At 39.8% G+C, this 12,422-nt stretch carries 14 protein-coding genes; 9 read left to right on the forward strand and 5 right to left on the reverse strand.

The window, feature by feature from the left end:
* Positions 1-35: 35 nt before the first annotated feature.
* A complete protein-coding gene (mazG, locus tag B3C94_RS02055; protein ID WP_293898197.1) occupies positions 36-848 on the reverse strand; it encodes a nucleoside triphosphate pyrophosphohydrolase in 813 nt (270 codons plus the stop codon).
* 137 nt (positions 849-985) lie between these two features.
* Between mazG and B3C94_RS02060 the strand changes: the two genes are divergently transcribed.
* The 4 genes from B3C94_RS02060 to B3C94_RS02075 all read left to right on the forward strand — a co-directional run bounded on the left by B3C94_RS02060 (position 986) and on the right by B3C94_RS02075 (position 3,457).
* On the forward strand, positions 986-1,285 hold the full coding sequence (locus B3C94_RS02060; RefSeq protein WP_293898200.1) for a hypothetical protein: 300 nt from the start codon (positions 986-988) through the stop codon (positions 1,283-1,285).
* A gap of 4 nt (positions 1,286-1,289) precedes the next feature.
* On the forward strand, positions 1,290-1,814 hold the full coding sequence (locus B3C94_RS02065) for a hypothetical protein (RefSeq protein WP_293898203.1): 525 nt from the start codon (positions 1,290-1,292) through the stop codon (positions 1,812-1,814).
* Between the two features lie 108 nt (positions 1,815-1,922).
* A complete protein-coding gene (locus B3C94_RS02070) occupies positions 1,923-2,606 on the forward strand; it encodes a hypothetical protein (RefSeq protein ID WP_293898206.1) in 684 nt (227 codons plus the stop codon).
* 101 nt (positions 2,607-2,707) lie between these two features.
* A complete protein-coding gene (locus B3C94_RS02075; RefSeq protein ID WP_293898209.1) occupies positions 2,708-3,457 on the forward strand; it encodes an SDR family NAD(P)-dependent oxidoreductase in 750 nt (249 codons plus the stop codon).
* 150 nt (positions 3,458-3,607) lie between these two features.
* Here the strand turns inward: B3C94_RS02075 and B3C94_RS02080 are convergent, their stop codons facing one another.
* The 4 genes from B3C94_RS02080 to B3C94_RS02095 form a co-directional block, all read right to left on the reverse strand.
* Positions 3,608-5,167 (reverse strand): sulfatase family protein, encoded by a 1,560-nt coding sequence (locus B3C94_RS02080; RefSeq protein ID WP_293898212.1) that lies wholly within the window; start codon positions 5,165-5,167, stop codon positions 3,608-3,610.
* Positions 5,168-5,319: 152 nt separating this feature from the next.
* The gene (locus B3C94_RS02085) at positions 5,320-5,901 is read right to left on the reverse strand and encodes a YdeI/OmpD-associated family protein (RefSeq protein ID WP_293898214.1); all 582 of its coding nucleotides are present in this window, start codon (positions 5,899-5,901) and stop codon (positions 5,320-5,322) included.
* 10 nt (positions 5,902-5,911) lie between these two features.
* The gene (locus B3C94_RS02090) at positions 5,912-6,376 is read right to left on the reverse strand and encodes an SRPBCC family protein (RefSeq protein WP_293898217.1); all 465 of its coding nucleotides are present in this window, start codon (positions 6,374-6,376) and stop codon (positions 5,912-5,914) included.
* A gap of 1 nt (position 6,377) precedes the next feature.
* Complete coding sequence (locus tag B3C94_RS02095; protein WP_293898220.1) at positions 6,378-6,698, reverse strand: ArsR/SmtB family transcription factor; 321 nt, start codon at positions 6,696-6,698, stop codon at positions 6,378-6,380.
* A 251-nt stretch (positions 6,699-6,949) separates the two neighbouring features.
* Here B3C94_RS02095 and B3C94_RS02100 point away from each other — a divergent pair, with 251 nt between their 5' ends.
* The 5 genes from B3C94_RS02100 (at position 6,950) to B3C94_RS02120 (ending at position 12,420) form a co-directional block, all read left to right on the forward strand.
* Positions 6,950-7,585 (forward strand): hypothetical protein, encoded by a 636-nt coding sequence (locus tag B3C94_RS02100; RefSeq protein WP_293898223.1) that lies wholly within the window; start codon positions 6,950-6,952, stop codon positions 7,583-7,585.
* A 136-nt stretch (positions 7,586-7,721) separates the two neighbouring features.
* Entirely contained in the window at positions 7,722-9,380 is a 1,659-nt protein-coding gene (locus tag B3C94_RS02105) for a carboxylesterase/lipase family protein (protein WP_293898226.1), read from the forward strand.
* 153 nt (positions 9,381-9,533) lie between these two features.
* Positions 9,534-10,667, forward strand: a complete 1,134-nt coding sequence (locus B3C94_RS02110; protein ID WP_293898229.1) for an NAD(P)/FAD-dependent oxidoreductase — start codon at positions 9,534-9,536, stop codon at positions 10,665-10,667.
* Positions 10,658-11,371 carry a methyltransferase domain-containing protein gene (locus tag B3C94_RS02115; RefSeq protein WP_293898232.1) on the forward strand — a complete coding sequence of 238 codons (714 nt, stop codon included), beginning with the start codon at positions 10,658-10,660 and terminating at the stop codon, positions 11,369-11,371. Before B3C94_RS02110 ends, B3C94_RS02115 begins: the two co-directional genes overlap by 10 nt.
* Positions 11,368-12,420, forward strand: a complete 1,053-nt coding sequence (locus B3C94_RS02120; protein ID WP_293898235.1) for a type III polyketide synthase — start codon at positions 11,368-11,370, stop codon at positions 12,418-12,420. The genes B3C94_RS02115 and B3C94_RS02120 overlap by 4 nt, the downstream gene beginning before the upstream one ends.
* Positions 12,421-12,422: the final 2 nt, after the last annotated feature.

The following is a 12,422-nucleotide window of genomic DNA, read 5'->3' on the forward strand; positions in this document are numbered from 1 at the left end:
AAATTCCGTTGTTGATTTCCTTTTTGGGAGTGGCTTTATTTTTTAATTTTTTTAGCTTCATTCCAATAAACGTCCATTTCTTCTAAACTCATTTCCTGCAACTGTTGATTATTTGCAGCTGCTTTTTGCTCCAAATAGCTAAATCGCTCAATGAATTTTTTGTTGGTTCGTTCGAGCGCATTTTCGGGGTTTATGCCAATATGCCGTGCATAATTTATCAATGAGAATAAAAGGTCGCCAAATTCACCTTCCGCTTTTTCCTGATCGATTGGAGCGGCAGTCTCTATATTAAATTCAGCTTTAAATTCAGCAAGTTCTTCCTCTACTTTTTCCCAGACTTGTTTCTTGTCTTCCCAGTCGAACCCAACACCACGAACCTTATCTTGGATACGATAGGCCTTGACTAAAGCGGGTAGTCCTTTTGGCACGCCAGACAAAACAGACTTGTTACCTTCTTTGAGTTTAATGGTCTCCCAATTGGATTTAACTTGGTCTTCTGTGTCAGCATTGGTATCGGAGTAGATGTGGGGATGACGCGTAATCAATTTATCACAGATTGCATTGAGCACATCTACGATATTGAACTGTCCCTCTTCCTCCGCAATGCGTGCATAGAATACAAGGTGCATCAATACATCGCCAAGTTCTTTCTTTATTTCGGGGTAATCTTTCTCTAAGATGGCATCTGTCAATTCATACATTTCCTCCATGGTCAGATGTCGAAGGGATTCCATGGTTTGTTTTTTATCCCATGGACATTCAGTTCTTAAAGTATATAAGACGTCGAGTAATCGTTGAAATGCTAGTTGGGGAGTATGCTGATAAGCAGGTGCTTCTAGATTTGCCATATATTATCGTGTTTGGTAGCACAAAAATAGAAATATGATTTTGAATAAACTATTTCAAATTGTGGAAAACAAAACTCTTTCGCCAATCGTTTTATAATAAAAAAATAGAATTTGGATCGGATTTAGAATAATCAACTATGGAAAGAATGCATGGGTACTCATCTGCAAGTGTTGCGTTGGAAAAGTTAAACAATTTGGGCTATACAATTGACTACAACATTGAATTTGACGATTTGCTGGCTAACGCGGATCAATACAGGATTGATTACCTATTTCGCTATGAAGGTGAGTCAGATCCCGGCGATGAATCATCTGTATATGGAATTAGCAAAAATTCGGGACAGAAAGGTGTTTTTGTTGCCGGCAATTTGTCTTTGATTGAAGGTAAGAAACGCGATATTTTATTGCAATTGGAGCTCAACGAACGGGAGGGATAGTAGGATGGAGAAAAATGGATTGGAGGAAACAGAACGGCTCAAGCAACTGAAGATTTGGGCTTTGCAACGTGATGGTAAACATGCGGATGCAGAATATCATGATCTGGCTTCGGATCGCTGGTTGCAGGTTTATAGAAATGAAGCGCTAAACCTGATGAAATCAGGATCCTATAATAAGGGCTCCGGCCTGTTTGAGTCTTATGTGGAGGCCCATTACCCCCATGAGCTGGAAAAACTGATCGGTAAATTGGAACGAAGTTATGATAGTTTACAGCGTTTTAATCCACAATTGCTGGAAGATGGATTTTATAATCTCGTCTTAGGCGATATTCCATTATTGATGCCTGGTACAATTGTCATTTTGCTTAGAGCCAGAGAGTCCGATTTTCCATCTGTCTATAATAACGATCAGGATGCTGATATGCGTAGCTCTCCCAACTGGCTTGTAAATCAGTCAAATACCGATATTTGGGTGGATATGCACCAAACTGCTTTAAATAATATTCACTATCCGGATAAAATTCTTTAGTCTGGCAAAATTTTTGCAACCGACCAATCCAGAGAGTGGAAACTTAATTATGTTATCCACTTTCTGGATTTTTTATGAAATTATAAACCCTTTCTAAATTTTTATTTTATGATGTTGTACATTGGTATTTTTGCTGTGATCGTTGTTGTTTGCGTATTCATTTCTCTTATGATGATGAAGAAGCAAAAAGAGACGGCCAAAAAGTATGAAGGAGAATCTGGGATTTCCTTGGCGCCAGCAGTAAAGGATGACTTGTTAAATGATGAATTTAACGCATTAAGGAAACAAATGAATGGCGCTCCCATTGATGCCTTTACGCAGTGCGCGTATATTGCAACGGTGGGGGACAAAGTTGCTTCGGCTGCAGCGACTGCCGCGAAGACTGTTGCCTGGGCAGCTGTAGGGGTAAAGGCTCGTTATAGCGAACGGGATAATGCTTCTTATCTGGTGCTCAGCAATAATGAGTTACATTATGTGTTTTTTGATGATGGCGAAGCAAGGGATCATTTGGTTTTCGATCAGGCAACTTTACTTGATGCGAGACCAGCACAGATCAGCAATTCTGAAAAAGTGACACGTATGGGCTCTGTTATGGGATTAAAGCCGAAGAAAATGCATCTTGAAGTTAACGGAAATGGACTTGATATTATTTATTACGGTACTGTACAGCGCATGCCACATGGTATTATTTCTCCTGGTGCAGGGATGTTTGAAACACAGGCCAGACTTCAATTAATGGGGCGTTTCTTCTTGGATAGATTGTACAAAAAATATCCGCAGCTACAAAATTGAGAAATGTCATCTTAGTTTCGTTTTAAATAAAGTAAATGGTCTTTGCCTACCTATTCACCTTTGCTTTTAGTAAATTGTAATTATCATAAAATTTATATCATATGAAAATTTTAGCAGATAAAGTAGCTTTAGTAACAGGGGCTGGTTCGGGAATCGGGCTGGCTGTTGCATTGGCTTATGGCAAGGAAGGTGCAAAAGTCATTGTCTCGGATATCAACGAGCAAGCGGGGCATGAAACCGTAAAACAAATCGAATCTCTAGGTGGAGAAGCAGCATTTTTTAAAGCAGATAGTTCATCCCCGGCTGATAATGAAGCGTTGGTTGGATTTGCGGTTAAAACATTTGGTAGACTTGATATCGCATGTAACAATGCTGGGATCGGAGGAGAAGCTGCATTGACGGGAGACTATAGTTTAGATGGTTGGAAAAAAGTGATTGATATTAATTTCAATGGTGTTTTTTATGGCTGTAAGTATCAAATAGAAGCGATGGAAAAGAATGGCGGCGGTGTTATCGTCAACATGGCTTCCATTCATGGTACTGTTGCGGCTCCTCTATCGAGTGCCTACACTTCAGCAAAACATGCAGTGGTGGGTTTGACGAAAAATATTGGTGCAGAATATGGTCAAAAAAATATCCGTTGCAATGCAGTCGGACCAGGTTATATCGATACCCCCTTATTAGCTAAACTGGATAAAGAACATGTTAATGCATTAATCAGTAAGCATCCCATTGGACGTTTGGGAAAAGCAGAAGAAGTGGCTGAATTGGTTCTTTTTTTAAGTTCGGACAAATCGTCGTTTATGACTGGAGGTTATTATTTAGTTGACGGTGGTTATACAGCTGTTTAATAGTGATTAAAAAACAAAATGTCTCGATCAAATCGAGACATTTTGTTTTATCTATAATTGTGCTGCCGGATGTACTTCGGTTCCTTCTATGTCATTTTACCCGTTACCCAACATACGGCGATATTTATCTGTGTTGGAGTTGTTCAGTAATTATTTGTCAATTAAATCTTCCTTTTTGAGTAATTGCTGAAAAGCTGGTCTTGTCTGATCATCGTCCCCCGCTTCCGCTTTAAGTTTGGTTAGTTTTTTCTTTAACCTAGCAATTTCTTTGACATATTTTTTGTCCAGAATAGCATTGTGCGTTTCCATGGGATCCTGCTGTAAATCGTAGAATTCCCATGCTGGAGCTGTTGTTTTTGAATCGCTGCCAGTCATTTCTAAAGGCTGTCCATAAAAATAGATCAGTTTGTAGCGTTCGTCACGGACTCCAAGATGGGCAGGGCGTATTGGAGCATGCTGCCAGTAACGGTAATACATGGCGGACCGCCAGTCTTTGGATGTATTTCCTCTGAGGTTATTCCGAAAGCTTTTGCCTTGGATGTAAGCTGGTTTTTTAATGCCGGCGTAGTCTGCAAACAGCGCCGCGAAATCGATATTTAGAATCATGTCATCTAATTTACTACCGGCTTTGATTTCTTTTGGATAGCTGATGACGAAAGGCATGCGCAATGACTCTTCGTACATTAAGCGCTTATCCATAAAATTATGCTCACCCAGAAAATACCCTTGATCGGAAGCTAAGATGACGACGGTATTTTCATCTAAATCTGCCGCTTTAAGATAACGCATAATTTTCCCTAAATTATCATCGATTCCAGCAACACAACGTAGATAATCTTTGATGAATTTTTGATATATCTTTTTGCGAGCTTCTAAGGGGGCCATCCCTTTTGTGGAGAATGGTAGCTCAGGGTAGGATGTCCAAAAAGGGCCTACAGAAGCTTGCTCATAACGATGACCAAGTTCCTCCAATGGCTGGCCTTCAAAAGAACGTCCCGTAGTAATGGCACCTGAATCCAAAAAGGTCGGTGGATAAGGAAACTCAACGTCATTATAGTAGTCTTTGAATCTATCGGCAAAATCAAAAGGTTCATGTGTAGCTTTGTAATGACACATCAGAAAGAACGGCTTGTCTGGGTTGCGCGATTTTATCCAGTCAAGGCTCAATTCTGTTGTGATATCATCCACGTAGCCTTGGTAAGGTGTTCCCGCTTCTTCTTTATCATTCCAGTTATCTTTGGAGAGGTAAGTCGGATTATGATAAACTCCGTGGCCAGGGAGGACTTTAAAATCGTCAAATCCACTAGGTCTTTTTTTTAGATGCCATTTTCCAAAAACAGCAGTTTGGTAGCCTGCATTGTGGAGATCTTTTGCGATATTTTCTTTTTCGGGATCCAGTGCATCTTCAAGTGTGTAGACTTGGTTTTTGTTACTGTATTGTCCTGTGAGTATGGTTGCGCGGCTAGGTGTACAGATTGAATTGGTGCAAAATGTATTAGTGAGTACAGCGCCTTGACTCGCCAATGTTTCAATGTTGGGATTCTTGACAACATCCTTTAAGATCCCGCCATAAACTCCCCAAGCTTGGGCCGTAAAATCGTCTGTCAGGATGAAAACGATATTCGGACGTCGGGGTGCAATATTTTTTTTCTGAGCCTTTGAAATGATTGGCAGTAAGCCGCAGATGAGCAATAACAATTTTTTATTCATGTAAATTCAGCTATATAATAAGATGACGAATTGTCTACATTCTATTGTTTCGATAGATGTTTCGTTCGTCCTAGTTTAGTTCTGTCTATTTTGATTTAGACAAATCTACTCTTTATCGACAAATATACACCGTATACACTGTAATAAATATGTTAGTCATCGATACCTTTTCCATCTAGGATATGCTGGTAATATTTTTCGATTCTAGCCTCACGTGTTTTAACCTGCTTTGCCTGATTAAAGTAGAAAAGATAAGCTTTTTGCCGACCTGGAGTCAGTGATTGAAAGGCTACTTGAAGTAAAGGGTCTTCATGAAGTGCACGGGTAAATTCTTGGGGTACAGGATAGTCTGCAGTCTTTCGCATTTCAACTTTTTTGCCGGATTTTTCAATCTCTATCGCTTCACGGATATATTCCGCTATAGCCTCTCTTGACGCTTCAATTTGCCCGCTATTTGTGAACCGTATCTGTCTAGCTGATTGAACATTTTCGGTCTGTTGGATCAGCATATTTTTTGGATCTTTTAGTAATGCGCCTTTGTGAAAAAGGAGGGCACAGTATTCTTTAAATCCATGGATCAATACAACATTTTTGTCCTGGAAGGTATAGCAGGGATGCATCCACTTATAATCCTCCTCAAGTACTTGGTTTTCACAAATAATTTCTCTCAAAAGGATGAATTCTTCCTTCCATTTTTTTGCATTTTCGAAAAAATGTGCTGCTTTTAAGTTCATAAAATTCGGTTTAAGTAAGTTTAGAAACGATTTCCTGCAATCTGTTGTGAGCCATATTAATGCCTTGTGCGAAGGGCATCTGTAAGAGCTGGTTACGAAATTCTACCGACTGAAATACGATCTGTATTTGCAGCCTGCTCCGCTCTTCATTTATTTTTTCAAAAGTTAGATATTCCAACTGCACGGGAAATGGAGAGTTCTCCATTTCGAAAGTTCTGGTAATGCGTTGATTGGGCAGAAATTCATGTATCGTCCCATTTGCGCTGAACATAACAGTTCCATTGTGAGATGTTTCGAATGCATAAGAGCCATGCTTTCTATTTTCTAATTTTAACACTTTGGTTCCCATCCACTGTTCGAAGATTTCGGGGTCCTCATAGGCTTTGAAGAGGAGCTCCAAAGGTAAATCGAATTCTCTTGTGATCACTATTTCCTGTTTATTGTCCGTGGCCTGGACATTGGTTTTTGCTTCCATTTTATTTGTTCTTGTAGTTTTTCATAATAGCTTCCAATTTGTTGAATCTGTCGTCCCACATCTGGCGGAACGGTTCGATAAAATCGGCTATTTCTTTCATTTTTGGAGGGTTAAGCTGATAGTATATCTCGCGCCCATTTTGTTGGGATTTTAATAATTCACATTCTGTCAATATCTGCAGATGTTTTGAAACCGTCGGTCTTGCTGTGTTGAAATTGGCTGCGATAGCCCCTGCAGTCATCGCTTGGGATGCCAAAAGAAGCAAGATTGCTCTTCTGGTGGGGTCTGCTATAGCCTGGAATACGTCTCGTCTTAAATTCATAGTGAAGTCATTTGACTACTAATATACGTGTAGTTATTTAGCTACGCAATATTTTTTTTAAATATTGATCGACGGATATAGTCTGGATGTGTGATGCTATGCCTAATTTTAGCCCAGCGGTGAACCTGACCGAAGAACCGGGCGACGAATAAAAATTCTTCCACAGCGAATTTAAAATGAAACTATTCGGGAATTGATCCTATGGTTCAATTTTTGGAGAATAATTCTAAATTAGGGTAATTAATTTTAACATGATGAAAACACAATTATCTTATTTAAAAAAATTGGGCGTACTGGGAACAAAGACTTTGGTCAAGTATTATCTGGTAGCCATTGTTTCCACTCTATTATATCTCATAATTGGGAGTTTTCAATTAAAGAACAGTCATGATGCTTTCTTTTCAATGATCAATCACGCGCAAACCGCCGGTAAATTTATTTGGTTAATAGGGTTGATTTTGTTGCCTGTATTGCTCTTTCTTTTTAGCAACAGATATGTATTTTCAAAGATTGCGAGCATCGTTGTTGAAGAAAGGCAGGATGACCTTATCCTTCCAGCCTTTGATAAGGTTTTATTGATTTTTCAATCGAATCAACCCGATGTAATACAAAATGCCGCTGATTACACGTTCGCAAAACTTAAATTGATCAATGATGTAAAAAATACCCAGATAGAGAATCCTTGGGTCAAGCGGATTCTTGTTTTTGGTTTGAATAAAGTGAAGTTTGAGACCCTTGATTTGGATCATAACGAGAGTTTCTATACTATTTTAAAGTCAAAATTTATTCAAGTACTCGAGATACTGACGACACCAAGCAGCAGACCATTTTGGATTTGTATCGTTGCGCAATGGTTGATTTTACTTTTTGTCTGGTTTACCAATTAGGCTATCGCAGTGTTCATTTATGTTGTCCAGTGATTGATCTTATTTTCTGCTGTAAAAAATGAGCCGGCCGTCGTTCTATGGATTTTATTTAGTATTTTAACTGAAAGAAGAATAAAAATAGAATTAATAGACCCTCATGATGAAAAAGATCTTTTTTACTACTATCGTTTTTTTTATTGCATCATATGTTTTTGCACAAGCACCTCAGGTAAAGGTTGAAGCGGGCGTATTGGAAGGGATTACCCTGTCAAGCGGGGTACAATCTTTTCGAGGGATTCCATTTGCAAAGCCACCTGTTGGTGATCTGAGATGGAAAGAACCGCAAGCGGTGGTGCCTTGGAGCGGTATTCGTAAAGCAGATCATTTTGGCAGCTCCCCTATGCAAAAGCCTATCTATGGAGATATGAGATTTCGTTCGCCCGGAATCAGTGAAGATTGTCTCTATCTGAATGTGTGGCGTCCCCAGACAGCCGGATCTGCTAGTAAACTTCCTGTATTGGTTTACTTTTATGGTGGAGGTTTCAATGCTGGTGATGGATCGGAAAATCGTTACGATGGGGAAAGCTTTGCAAAAGAAGGACTTATCGTTGTTACAGTCAATTATCGTCTTGGTATTTTTGGCTTCTTTGCACATCCAGCATTAACCAAAGAATCTCCTCAACATGCATCTGGAAATTATGGTCTTTTGGACCAGCATGCTGCCTTGTTGTGGGTTAAAAAAAATATTGCTGCATTTGGTGGAGATCCTGAAGCGGTAACCATTGGAGGGGAGTCGGCGGGTAGTATGTCCGTCTCCGCACAGATGGCCAGTCCGTTATCCAAAGGATTGTTTAAGCGTGCTATTGGTCAAAGTGGAAGTGTCTTTAATCTGCGATATGGCACTGTTTCTCTTGCGGAACAAGAACAGCAAGGGATTAGATTTGCAGATCGTGTAAATGCCAGAGAGCTCGATAAACTGCGTGAGATACCTGCATCTGAACTTCTTGATAAAGCCAGTGAGCCTGGGGCATTCGCTACCCGGTTGATCGTTGATGGGTATTTCTTGCCGAAATCTCCGCTCGCGATTTTTGAAGCTGGCGAACAGTCTAAAGTGCCTCTACTCGCAGGCTGGACTTCGACCGAAGCACCATATACCGCCTATATGGGGAAATCTTTCCCCTCTCCAGAGAATTATGAAAAGTTGGTCAGGACGCAATATGAAGGTAAAGCCGATGAAGTTCTGAAATTATATCCCGGAAAAACGGAGATGGAAGTCATTCGATCGTCTACAGCATTGGCCAGTGATAATTTTATAGTCTATAGTACCTGGAAATGGTTGGATCTGCAACGGGAAAATAGTGGTCAGCCTGTATTTGTCTATATATTCAGTAAACCACGGCCAGCCATGCAACCGGCGTATAGCGATGTACAGACTGGACTTGCGGGAGGAATTAGTAAAAAGTCAGAAAAACAGCCCAAAAGTAAAATGCCCGAGCCTTTACCTGGCGCTTTCCATGCCAGTGATATCGAATATTTATTGGGTAATCTTAGGAGCAACGATGTTTTTGCCTGGACAGAGGATGATTATAAGGTCTCCAGACTGGGGCAGAATTACTTTGTCAATTTCATTAAGACTGGTGATCCAAATGGAAAGGGGCTTTCTCTATGGCCGAAAACAACAGCGAAAGATAAGCGTATGAACATTATTAATTTAAACGTCGATGTGAAAACATCTGCTGAAGAGTTTCGGGACCGATACCTTTTTCTTGATAAGCTATTTATGGATCAAGCGCAAAATAATCGAGAAATTTTGTAATGCGTCTTTTTTATTTTATGGGGAGGGTAAAACTATTTATCGACAGGATCTGTTATCAAAAAGACTGGTAGAAAGCAGCCCCATCAATCATGGCCTGTGCGGTGTTTCCTAACGATATTTTGAAGATTACTAACGCAGAGCAAATTTGCTTATATGGAAATAAATCCTGATGTAATTATAATAGGCGGTGGTTTAGCTGGGCTTACAAGTGCATTGCATTTGTCCAAAAAAGGATTGAAGGTAACATTAATCGAAAAACATGATTACCCACATCATAAAGTTTGCGGGGAATACCTCTCCAATGAGATTTTACCCTATTTGGACTGGCTTAAAGTTGATGTGAATACTTTGCGCGCCACACATCTTGAAGAATTACAATATACGACCCAACATGGGCAATCCGATAAGATCAGATTACCATTGGGTGGCATTGGTGTAAGTCGCTATTGCTTGGATGAATTGCTCTATAAAAAGGTAAAAGATAGTGGCTGTACAATCGTAATTGCAACTGTTACCGGAATTTCCTTCAGCGATGATACATTTGCTGTTTCGTTTCAGGGGCAGAAGTTAAACGCAAAGATTGTATTGGGAGCTTATGGCAAACGCAGTAATATCGATCAATTGTTGTCACGGGATTTCATGAAGACACCCTCCATTTGGATGGCTGTAAAAGCTCATTATTCGGGTGATTTTCCTGACAACCTCATCGCCTTACATAACTTTGAAGGTGGCTACTGTGGCATTTCCAAAGTTGAAGATAACAAGATAAATGTCTGTTATTTGGCCGATGTAAAAACGTTTAAAAAATATAGGAACATCGAAGCGTATCAAAAGTACGTCCTGTCTAAAAATAGATATCTAAAGTGTTTTTTTGAAAAGAGCACGATGCTTTTTGATAAGCCGATTACGATAAGTCAATTTTCTTTTGATAAAAAAAAATCGGTAGAAAACCATATCCTCATGGTCGGTGATACAGCTGGCCTTATCCATCCGTTCTGTGGAAATGGAATGGCTATAGCGATACATAGTGCAAAGTTAGCTTCGGAACTTGTTTTGGATTACCATAGCCGTAAAATTGAATCCCGTCGACAATTGGAAGTAATGTATGTCAATCGCTGGAAACAAGCTTTTGGAAGGCGCTTATTGTTCGGGCGGATGCTGTCTAGTATATTACGTTATGAATTTGGCGCGGCAATACTGATGAAGATCGGGGGCCTTTTTCCGAAAATTTTGATCTGGATTATCAAACAAACTCATGGAAATGCAAACACAATAAAATGTCTATAAACACGAAACATAGAACAGGGGAGATTGAGATCATGGATGATTTCCTGCTTGCGGGTGAAGAACTTCGTGTCACATTGGATGGGATTTCAAAGATCAACCAGTTTTTAGGTGGAAATAGCATCACCTTGGATGGTGTCAAGAAACTTCTTTCTGGTGCCGATAAGAGCAAGTCAATTTCAATTATTGATATCGGATGCGGTAATGGAGACATGCTTCGTATGCTGAGTGATTATGGCTATAAAAATAAGATCAATCTGAATCTATTGGGTGTAGATGCTAATCAATATACAGTAAATTATGCGCAGTCTCTGTCAAAAGATTACAGTAATGTATCCTATTTGTGTGCAGATATATTCGACACAGATTTTGAAAATAACAGTTATGATATTGTGCTGTGTACGCTAACCATTCATCATTTTGATAATGAAAAAATTATTGAATTGATAGACAGTCTCATCAAGATTTCAAATTTGGGAATCGTTATCAACGACCTGCAAAGGAGCAAAGTCGCCTATCGTCTTTTTCAAGCCATAGGTGTTTTTTTTAGGTTAAATAAAATGACAAGGGCGGATGGACTTATATCCATAATGCGCGGGTTTAAAAAATATGAGTTAGAACAATTCTCGAAAACATTGCAATTGAAAAGTTATACCATTCAATGGAAATGGGCTTTTCGTTATCAGTGGATAATTTCCAATATATGAGCGTTAAGATAATTACCGTTGCTAAGCAACTGCCTAAATATTCCTGTACTACCGATGAGGTTCTTCCGTTATTGGATATTTGGCTTAGAGGACAGGAACCTCGTTTTGTAAAAAAGATAAAAAAACTTTTTGAAGGCTCTGCTGTGGAAAGACGCTATGCTATCATGGATCCCATCGAAGTATTTACGGTGACATCCTTTGAAGAAAAAAATAATATTTATTGCCGTGAAGCGATCGAGTTAGGGGAGAAAGTGCTGCGTAAAGCACTTGAGAAAGCAGCCTGGGACCCGCATTCCTTAGACTATATTATAACGGTGAGTTGCACGGGAATTATGATACCGTCACTAGACGGATATTTAATTAATAAAATGAAACTCCGGCAGGATATTGTCAGGCTGCCAGTTACAGAAATGGGATGTGTTGCTGGTGTTTCAGGTGTTATCTACGCTAAGAATTTCTTACAGGCCAATCCGGGTAAACGCGCTGCGGTAATTGCGGTGGAGGCCCCAACAGCTACTTTTCAGCTGGAGGACTTCTCCATGTCAAATATGGTCAGTGCGGCCATCTTTGGAGATGGTGCAGCCTGCAGCCTGCTTTCATCGCATGAAGAGGATTGCGGACCAGAAATTCTTGACCAGCAGATGTATCATTTTTATGATACAGAAGATATCATGGGTTTTAAGCTGACCAACAGTGGCATGAAGATGATATTGGATGTTGATGTCCCCAATGTTATCGCGTCGCATTTTGCAGATGTGATACATCCATTTTTGAAAAAGAATGGTTTGGAAATCAAAGATATCAATCACATGATTTTTCATCCTGGAGGTAAGAAGATTGTGGCGACGATCGAGCAGATTTTTGCCGAGTTTGGTAAAGATATCAAAGACACTAAGGCAGTGCTTGCACAGTATGGCAATATGTCGAGTGCTACCGTACTTTATGTTCTTGAACGCATCATGAAGCATCAGCCACAAGCTGGAGAATATGGGTTGATGCTTAGTTTTGGTCCCGGTTTTTCAGCACAGCGGGTATTGTTAAAATGGTGACC

The organism is Sphingobacterium sp. UBA5670, assembly GCF_002420705.1.
Classification (GTDB): Bacteria; Bacteroidota; Bacteroidia; order Sphingobacteriales; family Sphingobacteriaceae; genus Sphingobacterium.